Annotated in this window: 14 protein-coding genes, 1 pseudogene and 1 other annotated feature; all 15 genes and pseudogenes read right to left on the bottom strand. The window is 61.7% G+C overall.

Going from position 1 to position 18,791, the window contains the following annotated elements; translation table 11 throughout:
* Positions 1-21: 21 nt before the first annotated feature.
* Positions 22-1,063: pseudogene (dinB, locus tag CHEJ32_RS24460) on the bottom strand (DNA polymerase IV).
* Positions 1,064-1,195: 132 nt separating this feature from the next.
* Positions 1,196-3,265, bottom strand: coding sequence for an ATP-dependent helicase (locus tag CHEJ32_RS0111140; protein ID WP_028033953.1), 2,070 nt, complete (start codon positions 3,263-3,265; stop codon positions 1,196-1,198).
* Positions 3,266-3,466: 201 nt separating this feature from the next.
* Positions 3,467-4,642 carry a tyrosine-type recombinase/integrase gene (locus CHEJ32_RS0111145; protein WP_028033954.1) on the bottom strand — a complete coding sequence of 392 codons (1,176 nt, stop codon included), beginning with the start codon at positions 4,640-4,642 and terminating at the stop codon, positions 3,467-3,469.
* A gap of 785 nt (positions 4,643-5,427) precedes the next feature.
* Positions 5,428-6,159, bottom strand: a complete 732-nt coding sequence (locus tag CHEJ32_RS24465; protein ID WP_051469603.1) for a hypothetical protein — start codon at positions 6,157-6,159, stop codon at positions 5,428-5,430.
* Positions 6,150-6,509 carry a DUF6634 family protein gene (locus CHEJ32_RS26220; protein WP_156936674.1) on the bottom strand — a complete coding sequence of 120 codons (360 nt, stop codon included), beginning with the start codon at positions 6,507-6,509 and terminating at the stop codon, positions 6,150-6,152. Before CHEJ32_RS26220 ends, CHEJ32_RS24465 begins: the two co-directional genes overlap by 10 nt.
* A complete protein-coding gene (locus CHEJ32_RS24475; RefSeq protein WP_051469605.1) occupies positions 6,499-8,511 on the bottom strand; it encodes an ATP-binding protein in 2,013 nt (670 codons plus the stop codon). The genes CHEJ32_RS26220 and CHEJ32_RS24475 overlap by 11 nt, the downstream gene beginning before the upstream one ends.
* Positions 8,508-8,669 carry a hypothetical protein gene (locus CHEJ32_RS0111170; RefSeq protein WP_156936675.1) on the bottom strand — a complete coding sequence of 54 codons (162 nt, stop codon included), beginning with the start codon at positions 8,667-8,669 and terminating at the stop codon, positions 8,508-8,510. The genes CHEJ32_RS24475 and CHEJ32_RS0111170 overlap by 4 nt, the downstream gene beginning before the upstream one ends.
* Before the next feature lie 477 nt (positions 8,670-9,146).
* Entirely contained in the window at positions 9,147-9,932 is a 786-nt protein-coding gene (locus CHEJ32_RS0111175; RefSeq protein ID WP_028033957.1) for a hypothetical protein, read from the bottom strand.
* Between the two features lie 782 nt (positions 9,933-10,714).
* Positions 10,715-11,943, bottom strand: a protein-coding gene (locus tag CHEJ32_RS0111180) for an IS3 family transposase (RefSeq protein WP_156936676.1) whose coding sequence is annotated in 2 segments (ribosomal slippage) — positions 10,715-11,655 and positions 11,655-11,943 — 1,230 coding nt in all. Because the reading frame shifts where the segments join, the coding sequence is not laid out codon by codon here.
* Positions 11,546-11,662 (bottom strand) — a sequence feature (AL1L pseudoknot). It overlaps the preceding gene by 117 nt.
* Positions 11,912-12,280, bottom strand: a complete 369-nt coding sequence (locus CHEJ32_RS0111190) for a hypothetical protein (RefSeq protein ID WP_028033959.1) — start codon at positions 12,278-12,280, stop codon at positions 11,912-11,914. Before CHEJ32_RS0111190 ends, CHEJ32_RS0111180 begins: the two co-directional genes overlap by 32 nt.
* Positions 12,277-13,179 carry an ArdC family protein gene (locus tag CHEJ32_RS0111195; protein WP_028033960.1) on the bottom strand — a complete coding sequence of 301 codons (903 nt, stop codon included), beginning with the start codon at positions 13,177-13,179 and terminating at the stop codon, positions 12,277-12,279. The genes CHEJ32_RS0111190 and CHEJ32_RS0111195 overlap by 4 nt, the downstream gene beginning before the upstream one ends.
* 372 nt (positions 13,180-13,551) lie before the next feature.
* Entirely contained in the window at positions 13,552-15,411 is a 1,860-nt protein-coding gene (locus tag CHEJ32_RS0111200; protein ID WP_028033961.1) for a UvrD-helicase domain-containing protein, read from the bottom strand.
* Positions 15,408-17,396: an ATP-dependent endonuclease gene (locus CHEJ32_RS0111205; protein ID WP_028033962.1), complete on the bottom strand. Its 1,989-nt coding sequence runs from the start codon at positions 17,394-17,396 to the stop codon at positions 15,408-15,410. The genes CHEJ32_RS0111200 and CHEJ32_RS0111205 overlap by 4 nt, the downstream gene beginning before the upstream one ends.
* An 11-nt stretch (positions 17,397-17,407) precedes the next feature.
* Positions 17,408-18,499, bottom strand: coding sequence for a restriction endonuclease, SacI family (locus CHEJ32_RS0111210; RefSeq protein ID WP_034658209.1), 1,092 nt, complete (start codon positions 18,497-18,499; stop codon positions 17,408-17,410).
* A complete protein-coding gene (locus CHEJ32_RS0111215) occupies positions 18,486-18,731 on the bottom strand; it encodes a helix-turn-helix transcriptional regulator (RefSeq protein ID WP_034658210.1) in 246 nt (81 codons plus the stop codon). Before CHEJ32_RS0111215 ends, CHEJ32_RS0111210 begins: the two co-directional genes overlap by 14 nt.
* Between the last annotated feature and the right edge of the window lie 60 nt (positions 18,732-18,791).

The raw sequence follows: 18,791 nt of genomic DNA on the forward strand, positions 1-18,791 counted from the left end.
CGCACTCGCCTGACCGCCGGCTCAAAGAGAAAGCGAAAGCTGCGGTTCCTCCCCGTCGAAGTCATTCACGAGCGATGAAAGCGTAACTCCCAGCAACCGAATTCCCTTCGGTGTCGGAAAACATGCACTCCATCAGTCCGGCTGCGAGCTCCCGTAGCTCATTCTCACTCCGGATCGGATGCTGAACGGTTTTGCTGCGGGTTATGATCTAGAAGTCTGCATATTTCACCTTCAGGCTCACCATTCGCCCGGAGAAGCTGCGCTCCTTGCAGAAGCGCCAGACCTTGCCTGCCAAGGCCACCAACTCCACCTTTGCCGGTTCGAGCTCGAATATATTATCCGTGAAGGTATCCTCCGCGCCGATGGACTTCCGCGGCCGGTCGGGCTGCACCTCTCGCTCGTCGATCTCGCGTGAGATGCGGTAGTACCAGATACCGGCCTTCCCGAAATGCTCCTGGAGGAACACCAAAGGCTTTTCGCGCAGGTCAGCGCCGGTCTCGATCCCAAGCTTCTCCATCTTCGCTGCCGTGGCGGGACCAATGCCGTGGAACTTCTTCACCGGCAGTTTTGCCACGAATTCGGGACCCATAGCCGGCGTGATGACAGCCTGGCCGTTTGGTTTGTTGAGGTCGCTCGCCATCTTCGCGAGGAACTTGCAGTAGGAAATGCCGGCCGATGCGTTGAGCCCCGTCACCTGCTTTATCCGGGCCCGGATCAAGGTCGCGATCTCGGTAGCGATGCTGATGTTCTGCTTGTTCTCGGTGACGTCGAGATAGGCCTCGTCGAGCGAGAGCGGTTCGATCAAGTCGGTATGCTCGGCAAAAATCTCGCGAATCTGTGCCGAGACTGCCCGATAAACGTCGAAGCGGGGCTTGACGAAAATCAGGTCGGGGCAGCGGCGTTTCGCGGTCACCGAGGGCAACGCCGATCGCACGCCGAAGGCGCGCGCCTCGTAGCTTGCCGCCGCGACGACGCCACGGGCGGCCGACCCGCCGACGGCTACCGGTTTGCCGCGCAGCTCGGGATTGTCGCGTTGCTCGACCGAGGCATAAAAAGCATCCATGTCGCAGTGGATGATCTTGCGGACGGGTTTCTCACCTTGCTTTTCGCCAGTATCAGGCCGCGCGGAGCCGACCAATTCCTCTGCCATCGGCGCCTTCTTCCCAGGGAACGCTCATGGTGATGCCATCTTCATCTAGCGCCACATGCCGCGCATGCGCGCGCCGACATCGAGACGAACCTGTCGCGGACCGGCCTCGCCTGCGGCTCCAGGCGCCACCACCGGCCAGGTCCGGCACTCGAACAGTTTCAGCAGACTAGCGGGAATGAACCGCGTCCGCGAGGCATAGACATGCCGATCGCCTGTCGAAGACTGGCCGTGGGTGAAGAATCGCTGCGGTACGACGAGATTGAGACTGTCCTTGGCGCGTGTCATTGCGACATAGAGCAGACGGCGTTCCTCTTCAATTTCGTCAGTGGTGCCGACGCCGAGGTCGGAAGGAATGCAACCGTCGACGGTGTTGAGCACGAAGACCGAGCGCCATTCCTGGCCTTTAGCGGAATGGATCGTTGAGAGGATCAGATAATCCTCGTCGAGCAGCGGTACACCGGCCTGACCCGACGTCGCGTCCGGAGGATCGAGCGTGAGCTCTGTGAGAAAGCGCTCGCGGGTGGGATAGCCCGCAGCGATGTCCTCGAGCTGGAGCAGATCGGCCCGCCTCATCTCGAAATCCTCATGGATTCGTTCGAGGTGCGGTTCGTACCAGGACCGGACCTGCCCGATTTCGGCCGGCCACACCGACGAACCGGAGCGTAGGCCGGCGATCAGCTCCACGAAGCTCGGCCAGTCAACCTGGGCGCGGGCAGGGCAGGGGAGATTGTCGAGCGTGTCGATCGGGTCAGCGCTTTCGGCCACCGCATCGAGGGCGGATTGTGCCGTGGCAGGTCCGACGCCGGGCAGGAGCTGCAGCACGCGGAAACCCGCGACCCGGTCGCGCAGGTTCTGCGCGAAACGCAAGGCCGACAGCATGTCCTTGACATGCGCGCTGTCGAGAAACTTGAGCCCTCCGAACTTGACGAAGGGTATGTTGCGGCGCGTCAGCTCCACCTCGAGCGGACCGCTGTGGTGACTCGCCCGGAACAGTACCGCCTGGTCCTTGAGGCGCATCCCGCTCTCTCGGTTTTCCAGGACCTCGTCCGCCACGAATTTCGCCTGGTCGGCCTCGTCGCGCACAGTGACCAGCCGCGGCCGCTCGTTCGAAAGCCGATCGGTCCAGAGGTTCTTGGTGAACCGCTCCCGCGCTAAGCCGATCACCCCGTTGGCGGCGGCGAGGATCGGCTGGGTCGAACGGTAATTGCGCTCGAGCGTGATGATTTCGGCGGGCGGCGAAAATTCCTTCGGGAAGTCGAGGATGTTGCGCACCGTCGCGGCACGAAACGAATAGATCGCCTGCGCGTCGTCGCCGACGACGGTCAGGCCACGCCCGGCCGGCTTCAACCCTGTGAGAATAGTCGCCTGCAGGCGATTGGTGTCCTGGTATTCGTCGACCAGAACATGATCCCATTTGCCGCCGATCTCGTCGGCAAGTGTCGCGTCGCCCATGGTCTGCGCCCAGTAGAGCAGCAGGTCATCATAATCGAGAACGTTCTGGACCTGCTTGGCCTTGACATAGCCGGCGAAAAGTTCGCGCAGTTCTTTCTCCCAGCCTGCGCACCAAGGAAAGCTGGCGCGCAGGATCTCCTCGAGCGGCGCTTCGGCGTTGACAGCGCGCGAGTAGATCGAGAGGCACGTCCCCTTCGCGGGGAACCGGCTTTCCATCTTCGAGAAGCCACGTTCGTGCCGGACGAGGTTCATGAGATCCGCGGAATCCTCGCGGTCATGGATGGTGAATTGCGGATCGAGCCCAAGCTCGACGGCATATTCACGCAGCAGCCGGGCGCCGATGCCGTGGAAAGTGCCTGACCATGCAAGGGCGTCAGTCAGGATTCGGACCTTGTCGCCGAGAACCCTGGCGCAGATGCGCTCGACGCGCTTACCCATCTCGGCTGCCGCGCGACGGGAGAACGTCATCAACAAAATGCGCCGAGGGTCAGCGCCGGAGATGATGAGCTGCGCTACGCGATGCGCCAGCGTATTTGTCTTGCCGGACCCGGCCCCGGCGATGATCAGCAGCGGCCCACCGACCGTGCCGTCGGACAGGCCGATGCCATGCACGACCGCGGCACGTTGGCCGTCATTTAATTTTTCCAGATGCGCCGCATCCATGCCGCCCCGCTCCTATACGCCTGACTCGCAACGACAATCGGCCGATACTGCGCCGTTGCTTTCCCAAGGTCCCCACTCGCTTCCGAAAGACTCCCGCTGGAGTCCGAGTGACTCTTAATCAGCGGGTCGCAGGTTCGATCCCTGCATCACCCACCAATTTTTCAAAGACTTAGTAGAATCCATTCTGACACGAAGGTAGTGTCATTCTGACATTCGTTGCTGCTTGGTTCGTGCCTCACGCCTGAGCCGCGCGGCATCGAGTCGTTGCTTCTGGGTCTTCTGAGCGTACCTGAGCAGCGCGGCAGAGGTGAGATGGCCGCTCAAGGCCCGCATCTGGGCATCGCTCAGTCCTGCGTCGGCGCCTTCGGTGATTCCCCCGTGACGCAGTCCCCTGAACGTCACGTCTGGCGGCAGGCCTGCTTCCTCTCGGATCTTGGCAAACTGGTGGCGGAAATAGTCCGGTTCCCAAGGGAGATGGGTCTTCCTCTTTCGATCCGGCGTCTCGCGAGTTGTTATCACAGGCCCGTAGCGTGGAGCCCGGTCCAGCCTCTCCATAAGTTCAGGCCACAAGGGGGTGCCATCCTCATCGTAAAGCGGAATGTCGACCAGCTCTCCGGTCTTGTGGTGGATTATCCTTACGACATCCGGCCGGTCCGCGGGACGGTAATGGTTCCAGGTCAGTCGCTTCAGGATGTCCTCCTCTCGCATCAGCCAGTAGTACGCAATCATCATCGCGGTCCCAATGCTGTATAGTCCGAGCCTGTCCGCGACCTCGACCATGCGCGTGAGTTCATGATGCCGGACGAGGCGGGTGGGCTTTGCCTTGTACTTCAGTTCCATCTTTGCGAAGGGATTCTGGAACGGAACAATATCCGACTCAGCCCGATGGACAGCATTCCATGCACGTCGGGCTATGACCATCGCCTTTACCGCGGTTCGGGTTCTTTCCTTCCCGCCAGGCTGTGTGGGCTTCTTGAGCGCTTCGTATAGGAGGTCGGCCACGCCCGGCGTGACCGAGTTCAGATGCACGTTCCCCAACCGACGACCATCCTTCAGCTGGTAGTTCGCGAGCCTTTCAAGCACATAGCTGTAGTCTGCCTGGGTTTTCTCAGCGATTCTCCGATACTGGGGGGTATCTTGGAACCTGATGACCAGCCAATCAAACGTTCCTTTCAAGTTGCGAAGAATCGGCTCTGGATCGGAGCCCCTACGCCACGCGTCGAACTGCGGGTTCAGGACATCGTCACAGCGCTTCTTTGCTGTTGCATAGTCCGATCCAAGAGCTTCGCGGGTGAGGGGGCATCCCTTCTTGTCGGCCCAAGTGGGTAAGTTCCAGTAGTACGAAACCACGCCCTTCTTCGTGCGCTTCGCAATCATGTAACGGGGCCAACCTAGAGGTTTTGAACGAGGCATTAGATCAGCCTCCGGATGTCCTCCAGCGGAACCGGATACGGTGCTTCAAGCCCGTGGAGCCTGGCGATGTCGTTCTCAAGTTGGCTCCGATGCCACTTCGGATGGCTTCCAGGGATCTTGACCGGCGGGCTGTAATGGCCAAGCGCGACCTTACGCAGGAAGGAAGAAACGCTCGGCTCATCGCAAAAAGCTGCTGCGGTTTCCGCTCGCATCTGCAATGGCCAGGACCCAGGCGGAGTGGATACCTGGACGGGCCGGTTCACTGACCGCACAGCAGCCTGAAAGGGCTTTGTGCCGAACCGATTGCGTACAATCATCGCCCCTCTGCGTGGCTGCGGGGAGAGTGCTGACCGTCGGAAACTAGCTAGCCTACCCATCGTGCCTCACCGTGGACCTCAAAGATGATGTGACTGCCGCTCCTCCTCAGAGTCACAGTCATATCCAATGTCGAACTGCCATAACCCTCCAAAAAGCTGGTAGATTCCAAGACTCATCTGAATCTATTTGTCAATAGTGTAATATATAACACCATAATACGATGGTGATAGAGCCATAAATTGCTGACGATAGCCGAACCAAGCGCCGCAAGGATTCGATAGAACATCAATCTATACTTGATAATATCGAGTCCTTTTCTGTTTCTTATTTAGTCCTTTTCCGTTCGACGGAGGCTTTGGCGCGCCAAGGATTCGCGCATGACGGGGTGTTCCGAGCAGTAGTGAAACGCCGGAACTTGCACGTGGGTCTGTCTACTTGCCGGGGCGCTCCACGAATTCGGGGGTCAGCTGTTGCGCCTCCAAAGCACCCTGAACTTTGAGGGAGACTGCCAGTTTCAGGACGGCCTCCCTGTGCTCCCGAACGATCTCGCGAGCTTCCCCGTATGCGCTCTCGAGCCGCCGGTTGACCCGTTCAGCGATGTCGCGTCGATAGACGAGAGCCGCCTCGTGTTTCCCACTGTTGAGATGAAGGAGCGGCTTGTCGGCACCAAAGCCGAACGCCGTTTCCATGTTGAGGGCGAGCTGTGTGGCGGCAGCCAGATCGCTTCGGTGATCGCCTCCGGAGCCAGCCGAACATGAGCCGAGGATCACCTCTTCGGCTGCGCGTCCAGCCAGGTGTGCAACCAGCCTCGCATTCAGATGCTCTTCGGTTTCCTCCGCGGGCGTTTCCTCATAGACGACCATGCCTCCATCCGGAGCGTCGATCGTCACGAGGACGATCTCGCCCAGTCCGAGCACCATTCCGGCAACGGCGTGGCCTGCTTCGTGCACGGCTGCCCGCCAGCGCAGGTTTTCCGGCAAAGGAGGCTTCAGGAATCCCAGCCGGCGCGTGAGGTCGTCCCATGAGAGCGGACGTCGCTCCCGCCGGGCGACCTGGCGAGCTTCACGAACCAGCCGCTCGATGTCGGCTCCGCTCAGTCCCGATGCCCTGCGAGCCAACGCGCGGAGAATAGTTTCTGCGCCCTGATCACCAGTCAGTTCCACGGCCGGTATCCTTTTGAAGCGCTTTCGGGATCAGCGGGGGTGCCGAGCCGGTACCAACGGCTCACCGTCCGCGCCCACGACCCGTCCGTTGTCAACAGGACAAGGTCCGAAGTGATGATGGGGCGGCCAATGCCCGGAAGCAGCGGATGTCCGAAAGAAAGCCCCACCAGGCACGGGGCCGGTCGCTGGACGAGCTGCCAGCGTTCGAGGCAGGGCGGCGCCTCTCCAGCCAACTCTTCGACCGTAGCTCCCTCGCGGAGCCGATCCATGTCGGCGACCAGCCTCGACAGCCGTTGATGCTCGACTTCGAACAGCTCGTTGCCGGCAATGCGACCCTGTTCAAACGTCACCATGCAAATCCTCACTCGTGGTGCTTGTTGATTGTCTGACGCCTCTGCTTGGTCGCCGACGCGATGGGTTGGCGTCCTTGCTCGCGGCTGCCGACGTGCGGTTTCTGGAGTGAACGGCAGACCCGGTGGCTTCTCCGCCCGCATCCGGACCTGCCTGTGTCAGGTCGGCTTGCCAGGGACCGGCGGACTCGAATGCTTCCGTCACCTCGGCCGGCGCGCTTGCCCGGACGGATTCGAGGTCGTCCTTCAGGTGGAAGCGCAGGATTCCCATCAGCGCCGGGATGTCCGGCATTGGCAGCCTGATGTGCCGCTCGAGCCGGCCGGAGCGCAGCAGCGCTGGGTCGATCATCTCGGGGTGGTTGGTGGCGGCAACGACGATCACGCCCGTCGAGCGGACCGCACCGTCCAGCAGCTCCAGTGCCTTGTTGATGATGGCATTGGTGTAGTCGGCATGCTCGCCTCGCTGCCGCCTTGTCCCGATGCCGTCGATCTCGTCGATCAAGAGAATCGACGGCTTCAAGGATTCGGCTTCCGCGAAGGCCGCCTTCATTCGCCTGAGCACGTCTCCGAGATATCCGGGCTCGAGCCAGGTCGAGACGGACGTGGCAATGAGTGGAACCTGAAGCGAGTTGCACAGTGCCCGGGCAAACGACGTCTTGCCTGTCCCGGGAGGTCCCGAGAGGAGCAGCCTGGTGGACATCTCCTCCCAAGGGAGTTGGCTGGCACGCCACAGTTCGAGGTCGCCCTGCAGGGACCTCGCCCATTCCGCTGCCTCGCCGAGGCCGGGCATGGTCTCGACGCGCAGGACGAAACGGTCGCTTTCATCCCCCTTCGGCCTCACCGGCTGGATGATCTCGTTTCCGGAACCAGGGGCGCGGCGGCGGGGCTCCTTGCTGCCGTATGGCGACCACCTTCGCGAATCCTTCGACGACGATGTCTCGCTACCGTGAAACCCTGTCCCTCTGGCGGCCGCGATGCGCTCGAGGGCATGAACCGCCTCCGCAGGTGCAACGGCCGGCCGGATCGCAAGGGCGAGATCGGAGAGCGTCAGCCGGGCACAGGATTCGTGCGGAAGGTCCCGACTGGGCGCCTCTCCAAGCACGGCCTCGATCACCCGTCTGACGAGTCTTGCGTCGAGCTGCCCAGTGATAAGGGATAGCTGCGCCGTATGCGTGAGCCGCTCCGGCAGGCAATCCATGCTCTCCGCAATGCCGAGGATTGGATACGGCAGCAGTGCTATGCGCCCCAATGCGCGTTCGGTCGCCTCGATCTCGGCGGCATCAATGCAGCTTCCGCAGAATGCAATCACCCGCCGACGCGATGCGCCCTGATCTGGGAACCGGACGACCCTGTCGACGAACTCAGAGCCACTCGCGACTGCGACCCGCCCGGGCAGGACGTCTCCCCTGGCGAGCAGATCGAGGAAACAGGCCTCGAATCCTGCAACCTGACCGACAACGGTGATCACGGGACGCGGGCTTCGCAGGACGGATAGCAAGTCGTCGAGCGAAACCCTGCTTTCTTCGGCCGCCCTGGCGACGAGGAGCAACGTCGCCACCTCGGCCGCGTCCGGGCGATCGGCAGCCCGCCGCACTTCCTGGAGAATTGCCTTGGTCAGGGCGCGAATGCGAGCCTTGGCTTGGCGTCCGTTTCGCCCGCAGGTTCCACCACTCCCCGTACCCGGCATGTTGCTGATGCTTCCGTACCGCCTGCCGCGCTCGCCCTCCGTGATGAAATCGGGTCCGCGATCGTAGCTCGAAGCACTCGGGAAGTGGGCGGAGTGCGGCCTCGGACGAGACCGAATCCTCGCCAGCGCCGCGGCGATCTGATCCGGCGGTCTATCGAGCATTGAAGGATGGACGACGAATGCCCGAACCAGGACGCCGTCGACATCCTGGATACCTGCGATCAGCAGGTCTTCCTCGACCGCGCAATGGAGCGCCTGGCTTTCCAGCCTGTGCCGGAGCCGACGCAGCAGATAATCGGCCAGCCGAGTGCTCACGAGCGAATCCTCTTGCCGAACTTGGGAAGAAGCGGCTGATCGATAAGGCCATTCCTGGAGAGGAGGTCAGCCACCATGATGCAGGCAGGGTCGCCAGCATGGACGTGGAGCATCAGCAGCTCGACGACCACGGTAGGCAACGCTGCTTGTTGCGCCATTGCAATCCTCGCGTAGTGCATGACCACGCCGACCACGATGGCCGGATCATGCAGCCTGCTCGGAGGGCAGTCGCACGAGGCGACGAGTCCTGCATTCGTCAGCGCAGCGCATGACGGCCGGTGTCCGAGCGCCTCGAGCAGCTCTCTGGAACCGACGCGGAATCCCTCGACAGAGGGCCATGTGGCGGTAGTTCCCCCACTGGCAAGGGGCGATGGGGGGCGCAGGGTGGCCACTGGGGCCGCGGTCGATGATCGCTCTACAGCCTCCCGTTGCCGCGTCGTCTCAGCGGGAGAGGCGGTTCGATTCCTTGAAAGAGTGTCCGGAACCTTTGTGGCAGGTGGTCTGCGGCGTGGCTTCTTCATGGATGCAGGACTCCCATCCCACCACGCGGTCGTGGCAGGCATCGGTTTCGTCAGGGTGATGATTGGTCGACCGAGGGAAGCGTCCGAAAGGACTCGCGCCGCCCGGTCAGGCCCCTAGTGCAGGTTCGGCCGTTTGGCGTAGCCGAACCGGACCGGTCTCACCGTTGCCGAGTGCGGCGGTCCGATCTCGGACGGATGCGTCGTTCCAGCCTGCACTCCGTTGTGCTCGGCAGAGAAGTCAGGCGCATTGCTGCCATCGCCGAAAACAAGTCCTCGGCAACGGGCCCTCAGCTCCATCTGGACCTTCTCCGCGAACAGCGCTCGTGCCCGTGTGATGGATTCGAGCACGCCTTCCATGCCGAGAAGCTCGTCGATCTCGGAAAGCGGAAATATGCCATGATCGTGGTCAGAGACCTCGTCGGCCCCATCGATGATGGCGGTTTCCACCTCGACGAGGACTGGTCCCTGTCGTTCTGCAACCCATTCCGAGGCGATCGACGCCACCGCCAGCATTCGGAAGCGGAGCCGCTCTATCTCCCGCGGACGGTAGGAAGTGAGGCTGCGCTTGATATCGAGCATGAGCCCGGTGTGCTTTACCTCGTCTACGATGAAGAGGTCCGGCCTGTAAGCCTCGGTGGAATGGACGCGGGAAGGAAACCTGATCCCCCTGGCTACATGCCCGGGAGTCCTCTTGAGCATCTCCACCGCGGCCGGAACGATCGGCATCGGCCTTGGCGGAAGCAGACTCAATGAAGGATTCTCGTCGACTGCATCGGCGATCGCCAGTTCGAGCAGCCGACCCTCCTGCATCACGCAGGAACGAAAGAAGCCGAACAGTGGAGCGTATTCTCCGAACGTCGGATCGTCCCGTACCGCGCCGGCCTTGGCCGTCTCGATCATCTGCGAAACCAGCTGCTCTGTTCCTTCGTCTCGTGATGATCGGCCTCGCCGTCGGAGGCCCCCGCATGGATGACCGGAGAAGTCGCCGTGCGACCTGACTCCTCTCGGCAGATTGGCGTCGATAAGTCGCCGGGCGCCTTCCGTCCGGCGGGGATGTTGTCTAACAGTTGCCATAGCCCGGAAACCTCCATTAAGGCGTTCGGGTCAGGCCTTCGTCAGGTGTGCCAGCACCCGGCGAAGGCCGATCTCGTCAGCGCCCCGTTGGGCGTCGCAAACCGATCGGGATCCGCGAAAGATCTCAAGCCGGTAAGCTCGGATATGGTTAATTCTGGTGTCTGTGCAGTGACCGGATTGGCCAACGGTTGATGGGCTGAGTTCGTGTCGGGCAGGTTACGCAGCGTCCGAACCTTTGATCGTCAATCTTGGAATGCCTCAGCTACGACGGCTATGGCTCGCGAGAGTTGACAGTCGGCTCCTTCATTTAGCTCTGCTCGCTACGATTGTCCGAGCGTCTATTGCATTTGGAGGAATGTTCGGAGCCGTGAACATGACCACGACCAAGGATGTGGAGGAGTAGGGTTGCAGAATGGGTTGACCTCCGTAAAGAGAAGTCTGTCCATAGGCCGTGTTCCCGAAGACGTTGACAGTGGTGTGCCCATAAACGGGGGTTCTGCCCAAATAGTTCACCCCCTGTGCTGAGCGCGCATCTGCGATGATGTAATGCGTGTAGCCTTTGGAAAGGGTGAACCGCGCCGGGTTTGCCGGAGGCTGATTTGGTTTAGTTACGCGGCCATGGCTTCAGTTTCCAGAGCCGCGTAGAAGTTTGCCTCGGCTTCGGCGGGCTGGATGTTCCCGATCGGCTCGAGCAGGCGGCGGTTGTTGAACCAGTCCACCCATTCGAGGGTTGCGTATTCCACGGCCTCGAAGCTGCGCCAGGGCCCCCGACGGTGGATGACCTCGGCCTTGAAGAGCCCGTTGATCGTCTCGGCCAGCGCGTTGTCGTAGCTGTCACCGACGCTGCCAACCGAAGGCTCGATGCCCGCCTCGGCCAGCCGTTCAGTGTATTTGATCGACAGATACTGGCTGCCGCGGTCGCTGTGGTGAACCAGCCCCATGCCCTTGACCGGGCGGCGGTCATGGACCGCCTGTTCGAGGGCATCAAGGACGAACCCCGCATACGCCGAGGTGCTGACCCGCCAGCCGACAATCTTGCGGGCATAAGCGTCGATGACGAAAGCGACATAAACAAACCCCTTCCAGGTGGCACCATAGGTGAAATCGCTGACCCACAGCATGTTCGGCGCAGGCACGCGGAACTGGCGGTTCACCTTGTCCAGCGGGCATGGCTGCTTCTTGTCAGGGATCGTCGTCTTGTGCGGCTTGCCCCGGATAATGCCTTGAATGCCCATGTCCTTCATCAGCCGTGCCACCGTGCAGCGAGCGATATCGAAGCCCTCGCGGCGCAGCTGGAGCCAGACCTTGCGCAGGCCGTAGACGCTCCAGTTGTCCTCGAAAACACGCCGTATCTCGGGGCGCAGCGCCTCGTCCCGTTTGGCACGATCCGACAACCGCGCCGGGTCGGCACGTTTGGCCAGATGGTCATAATAGGTGGCAGGGGCGATCGGCAGAACGTCGCAGATCGGCTCGACCCCGTGCGCATCCCGATGCGCGTCGATGAAACCCACCATCACTTCGGTCGGCGGTCGAGCTCCGCCATCGCAAAATACGCCGACGCCTTGCGGAGAATCTCGTTCGCCTGGCGCAGTTCGCGATTCTCCCGTTCAAGGGCCTTCATCTTCTCGGCCATCTCGGTCGGGATGCCGGCGCGCTTGCCGCTGTCGACTTCGGCCTTCTTGACCCAGTCGTTCAGCGTCTGCGGGGTGCAGCCGATCTTCGCCGCAATCGACATGACCGCCTGCCAGCGCGACGCGTGTTGACCCTCGTTGTCGAGAACCAGCCGCACCGCGCGCTCGCGCACTTCAGGGGAAAACTTGTTCGTCGTCTTGCTCATGATGCTCCATCCTACTCAGGAGTTGGAGCCTCCGGCAATCCCGGCGCGGTTCAGTCTCGCGCGTGAGCACATTGCCCGCCGAGTCCTCGTCGGCAAGGATTCCCGTGTCGCCCCCGTTCAGCTTGCGCGCAAGAAATTTTGCCTCGCGCCGCAACGCCATGACTTTCTCGCCATCGGCGGCGAGCATGGCCGCATGGTGCTGGCGGATCAGAAGGCGGTAGTGCGCCAGTCCCTCCGGCATGGTCGAAGGAAGATGCGCGGTTTCCCGCGCAAATTCCCGGTTCCGGTTCTCTTCGGCTGCCGAAGTCAGCAGGCTGTCAAAACCAAGCTGTGTCATTCTGCGGCCTCCATCATCGGGGTGGAAGGCTGCAACCCGGTCAGAAAATCGGCGGCGCGCTGCGCATGGCTCGCGGCGGTGAAGATCGCCCGCTTGTCGTCCTTCAGGACCTTCAGCCATCCGGCGATATAAGGCGCGTGGTCGTCCCTGATCTGCGGGACAAGATCGAGATCGGCGCAAAGGAAGGCCGCGCCAAGCTCGGCGACAAGCTCTTCCATCGCGTAACCCTGATCGCCAAAGCGCTTGCGCCCGAAATCGCGGTCAAGCCGCTTCTCATGCCGCGTCCAGTGCGTGCACTCATGCGCGAGCGTTGCGTAATAGGCTGCGGCATCGCGGAACGATTCAAAGGTCGGCATCTGGATGTAATCGAGCGAAGGCACGTAATGGGCGCTGTTGCCGCCGTGCCGGATGTCGGCATGAGTCGCCGCAAAGAACGCATCCGCCCTTTCAATGCGCTGCTCGGGATTGAGCCGAGGCGCTATGCTCGCGGTGTAATGCGCGGGTAAGCCCTCGATCTGCTCGACATTGAAAACGGTATAGCCTTTGAGGAACGGAATCTCCCGCTCCTGCGCTTCGCCGGTGTCCGTATCCTGCTCGGTGCGGGTGAAGGTGCTGGCATAGACGACAAGCGCGCCTTTCTCGCCCTTGCGCACATGCGCGCCAAGCTCAAGCGCCTGCTTGAAGGTCATCCAGATCGGGGCGCTAAAGCCGCGCTCCATCGCGGTCGCCCACAACATGACGACATTGATTCCGCTGTAGGGTTTGCCGCAGGAACGCAGCGGACGACTGATCGGCCCCGCGACATGCCCCGCATTCCAAGGCTTGTGCCAGGGGCGGACTCCCTTCTCCAGCTCAGCCACGATCTGATCGGTGATACGGCTATAAACATCTGATTTCATTGATCTTCTCCTAGTCTAAAAAGCGGTTGCACATGCAACCGGACTAGGCCCGCGCCAATGAGCGGGGGATGCGCCGTCAAGGCCGCCGCCGGGGTGAGGGGGATCACCCGGTCTGCACGACCAGCGGGAGGAAGATCGGGGAAACGCCCCGGCGGCGCTCGTCTTGGCCTTGACGGACAGGGGGCCGCAGGCCCCAAACTTCAAAAAAAAAGCGGGGCCGCAGGCCCCCAAAAACAAACACGAGAACAGTCAGCCGCAGGCTGGCCAACTCATCTTGCGCGACGGATCGTTACCCGCATGGGCCGAAACCGCCCCGCGGGTTCGGTGAGCGCAGCGAATAGAGCCGGGTGCGGCTACGCCGCACGTGCCCCGCTACCCACCAATTAATTCCGCGGCTGCGATGTGGCGAAGCCCCGCAGGGATAAGAAGGTCTTCGATCCAGGCAACAGGTTGCCCCCGCTCAGTGCACAGGGTGAAGAAGGCCCTCTGTTTCGCGCGGGTGAAAGCGACAAAAAATGAGTTCAGCTCCTCCAGGCGATTGGGCGTTAGGCTCCACCATGTCTGGTTATCGAGCCCGTAGAAGATCATCGTATGGAATTCCAGGCCTTTGCTCTTATGGATGGTCATCAGCGCGATCTGGCTCAACCCTTCGAACTCGTCGAGAGCCATCGACCACGTATCCGCGTGCTGGAGACTCTCTTGCAGGAGCCGCGTGAAGCCATTCCAGACGCGATCGAAGTCGGGCTGCCTCTGATAAGAGGGAAAGGCCTGACGCAGCACCTCCGTTCCGATGAAATCGATCGCAGCCTGCGCGGCCTCTGCCGCGGATTCGGGGACAGGATCAAGCCTTCTCAAGGTCCGCCGCATCTCACGCACAAACTTCTGAAGCCGCTCCTGGAGGAGCTGCTGTCCCGTTTCATCAGCGGGATCCACCGCTTCGAGAAATTGCAAGTCAAGTAAAGCAGCATTCCAGTTCTCCGGACTCCGGGCAGTTGAGCCAAGGCGCATCAGTCGTAAGAGGATTTGAGTCAAGTCCTCTCCAAGCAGGTCCTGAATGGCAATATCGCCCACGTTGCGTGCGACATTGCGCAGCCTCAGCCCTCGGTTTGCGAATGCCGGTGATAGCTGGCCTTCCACCTCATCAGCACGCATGCGCACAAGGATGGCAATGTCGTGCGGCTCGACATTGCCATCCTGCACCTCGCGTTCGATCCACTGCGCGAGGCAATCGCTTTCCTCATCCTCGGTCACGAATTCCCAGATAGCCGCAACATCGCCGTCGACCAGCCGGTCGGCACGCGCTTCCGGCTCCTCAACATCGGGGTCGATCCTGCTGGCGATTACGTGCTGAATGCGCACGAGGTCCTCATGCGAGCGCCAGTTACAGATGAGCGATATGCGCTCCGCGCCGAAGTGCTGCTCGAACTGCGCGAAGGCATCCGGCATCGCCCCGGCCCAGACCATAATCCGCTGCTTGTCATCGCCAACAGCCGTGAGGACGGCTTCGCTACCGTCAAACGCTGTGCGCAGGAGCTGGAACTGCGCGAAGGTGGTATCCTGAAACTCGTCGAGAAACACGACGGGATATGTGAGGTGCAGGGCCTTCAGAATCGATGGGTTCTGCCGGATGAGCAATTCCACGAGCCGGTTGATCATCGGAAACGAGAGCGGCACATCGTCCTGACCATTGTATTGCGCCTCCCAATACGTGGCGACGGCGCGCTGGAGTTCCGAGCCTTCATTGGCGACCGGCAATCGCGCCCTGGCTATTGCACGTTCGAGCTGCTCAGCGTTCACGCCGCGGAATTCATGCGTATCCAGAAAATCGCTGTAGTCCTGGCGACGCGGCAAGACGAGCCGATAGTCCGCGGGCGGGCGGTATGGGTCGGGCACCGCCGCACGGAAACGGTCCACAAGGCTCTTTGCGAATGCGTCAAAGGTGTAGGAGTTGAAGCGCCGCGCCTGCTCGGGCGCGCACCGCTTGGCTACCCGCTCCGCGAGATTGCGGGCCGCATCACGCTTGAAGCTGATCGCAAGTATGCGTTTGGGCGAAGGGCAAAGGCCGGTCTGGAGAAGATAGGTTGCCTTCTGCGCAAGGAACTCTGTCTTTCCCGCGCCCGCTCCCGCCGTGACCAGCACGCTCCTTTCCGTCTGCCGCAGCGCTTCCCACGCGCGCGGCTCGAGGTCATCAACGCCTTGCGGCCTCCAATCTTCGGGACGTACTAGGCTCATTCATCGCCGTCCTCAAAGCCGAGCGCCTGCTTCACATGCTCAATGAGCGCCTTGAGTTCGGCAGGCGCATCCTCGGCAAGGTCGTCCTCCTCGATGCGCGCAAGCGCGGCGATATGGGTCTCGGGCTTGCTTCTGCTTAGGAAGAGGTAGGGATACCATTTGAACTCATCATCATAATCATCGTCGTACAGATCGGGATCACCGCCGGTCTTAAGGGTGACAGCTTTCTTGTCCCGGATTGTATCGGCGCCGCCGCGTGGCCCGCGCCCTCCGGGGTTCGGATGCTGATAGGCTTCCGGGAAAGCGCTGAGCATCGCGAAATCGATATCCAGCGGAAACGAGAAAAATATCCCTTCCTCCCTGAGCGCTTTCAGCCAGTCATTATCCTCGCCCTCATCCAGCAGATCGCTGTCCTCGACATCGCCCACCTCGTCAGGATCGATGGTGCCGGCCGCAACGAGCGAGTTCTCGCTCAGGTCGTTATCAATCTCACCCAGCTTCGCGACGACATCGGCGATGAGGGCTGCGCCGCCGTGCGCCCGCCCAAGATCGAGGTCCAGCAGGGTCGCGTGGGGAATCCCAAGATTGCTGAGAAGTCGCCAGAAATGGCTGACATATCGTCCGCCCAGCGGCACGATCGGCACGAACGAGGGGTCGAGCTGAACGCCCATAGCGTCCGCGACGCGCGGGATCACAAGGCGCTCGGAATCGCCCTCGCCGAGAATGACGAAGCGGGCAAAATATAGTTCCGGATATGCCCTGATTGCGAGCCGCACATACTGACTCGCCTCGTCATCGTCGGTTGGGAGCTTGAGTGGCTTGACATAAGCACGCCGCCGCTCGCGGTTCAGGCGGAAGTAGCGCACCTCTTCCGGTTCTATGCGGCTGAGAATCGCCGGCGAGTGGCTTGACAGGGCCACCTGCGCCGACGCAAGCGTGCCGATCTCCCGCGCCTGCGCGACGATGCGCGAGAGAAAGAAGGGCGAAAGGCTGTTCTCCGGCTCTTCGATCGCAAGGAAGGTGAGGCTCGTCCGCCGCAGCTTGTCCTGATCGAACGCGCTTTCGTCGGCGGCCTGCGCGAACACATCTTTCTCGACTTCCAGAGTCGCGGCCGTAAGCGCAATATGGAAGAGTGAGCGTTGGCCGTCGCTCAGGTCCGCGAGCGCGCGTTCCTGCCCTTCCTCATCGGGCGAAAAAGCAAACTCGGCCTTGCGGACCAGCTCCTCGAACCGGCTTTCGACCAAGCGCAAGACCGGCGTTGTGTCCGTATCTGCCTCATGGACCTGCCGCCAGCGCTTGGTGAGCCGCTCGATGACAAATTCCGCGGGCTCTTCGCGCTCGAACTGCTGCTGAATTTCTTGGGCGCTTGCCGCGCTGCTCTCGCGGAATTCGTCTGACCATCTTGCAGCCTGCCACAGCCGACCCTTGAGCAATGCGGTCACCTGCGCCGCAGCGTCGCGGGCAGCCGGGACATAGATGAGCTGGATGGAGCCGCGCTCGACGGCCTGCACCCGCTTGCATTCATCCCACTCGAATTCATCATCTAGCGTGGTGATCCATCGGAGGTCCTCGTCGATGCTGCCGTCCGGCGTGCCGTCGTCTGTCCATGTCGCCTGAAGCCTCATCCTTGCCTTGAGCGGAGCGCCCGGCGCAGACGCGGCCATTTGCAGGAAGAATTCCGGAACGGCGTCCTCGGCCTCGTCCTCGTCGAGTCCCTCCAGCTCGGGAAACGAAAACACAACCTCAATCGACAGAGTTGCTCCGGACTGAAGCCCCTGTTGGTCAGCGGGCAAATGGAAATCCTGCCGCCGCACCGCGCGCTGGGCGGGCGTGACGCCAAAAAGCCTTGATAGAGCCTGAAAGGCCGCGGTCTTGCCGGAGCCATTGGCGCCAACGAAGGCGGTGACCGCTCTACAGAGCCTGATCTTCGTCCCTCGCGGACCGAAGCAGCGAAAATTCCTGAGGGTGAGTTTTTCAATTTTCACGGCGGCCGTCCTCAGTCCGCGCGTACAAGCGACTGCCAGAGGACGACGGCGGCGGGCGAGGCTTCGACGGCGACAAGCCTCTGATGGATGAACTGGATCGCCCGTCTGGCGGCCTCGGGCTTGGGTTCGCCGCTCCAGAACAGCGCCTGCTCGACGAAGCCGGGCCAGCCGCGGAATAGCGTGAGGCCTATCCCGAACCCGTTGGCCCATCGCGTCAGCGCCGCCGTATCGAGGGCCTGCTGCGCGCCCGAGACCATGACGACGGCTGCCTCGCGGACTCCCATGTCCACGCATTTCTTTCCGAATATCTGCACGTCGTGCATCGTGACCGGCTTGTCGCGAACCTCGATTGCTTTCTCCCAGATTTCAGGGTCGTCGTTGGAACGGACACAGACATCGCCTGGATACTTGCGGCTGGGGTCGTTGATCCGGCCGCTTTCGACCCGGTCCGGCCCCGCAAAAATATCCATCAGCCCGGCAACGACGGCTTGTGCTCTGCGCCCCCCTTCGGAGTCGTCATTCACAAGGCGCGTAATCGCCAGAACGAGCCGGTCGGGCGTGATGCTGGCGCCGTCATCGTGATCGGTGTAGCGCGGCTGATAGCGGCGTCGAACCGCAATGAAGGCGCGCAGGGCTTCGCGCGCGAGCGCTTCATCCTTGAGCGCCGTGAGTTCGCGAACGAGTTCCACCATATAGTCAAACGCCGCCCGGCCGCCGGGATGAACGGGCGTGTCATCACCAAGGCGGGTCATCCGGAAGTAAGGCTGGTTGTTCAGCGGCTCACGCCCGGTGACGCCAATGCTAAAGCCCAGCTCGGCCGCGAGTGGAACAATCACGCTGTGGCAAAGGGTGCGTGCCGAGAAGGCGTTCAGATTTCCGGGCGCGTGCGTCGGTTTGATCGCAAAAAGATCAGCGCGGCGATCAACGGCTTTAGCGAGCATCGCCGTCGCGAGAAAGGCGATGTGAGTGGCGGAGACACCATCGGCGCAAAGCCGGGAAAGCCTATCGACCTTCTCGGTCCAGGCGGCGTCGAGCGGTCCCGATTCGGACGCCTTCGCCTCCTCGCGCACGATCCGGGCGGCTATGTTTTTATCGATTTTCATTCTGCGCGATCTCTGGAACTGTCAGCTCGAGAAGATCGCCCGGCTGACAGCCAAGGACGCGGCATACTTTCTCGATGGTGCTTAGTCGGGTGTTGTAGCTGTCGCGGGAGGCGAGAGACTCTATCGTTGGCCGCGCAAGGCCGGTACGTTTGGCGAGAAGCTCATACGTCATGCGCTCACCAGTTCGGCGGCGATAATCCTCCATGGCTTCCCGAAGCTTGACCCGCAGCACGCCTTCCCCAAAATTTGTATTGACAGTACAAGTTGCCTTCGCTAGGCTGCTATATCTGGG

The organism is Chelativorans sp. J32, assembly GCF_000518985.1.
Taxonomy (GTDB): domain Bacteria; phylum Pseudomonadota; class Alphaproteobacteria; order Rhizobiales; family Rhizobiaceae; genus Chelativorans.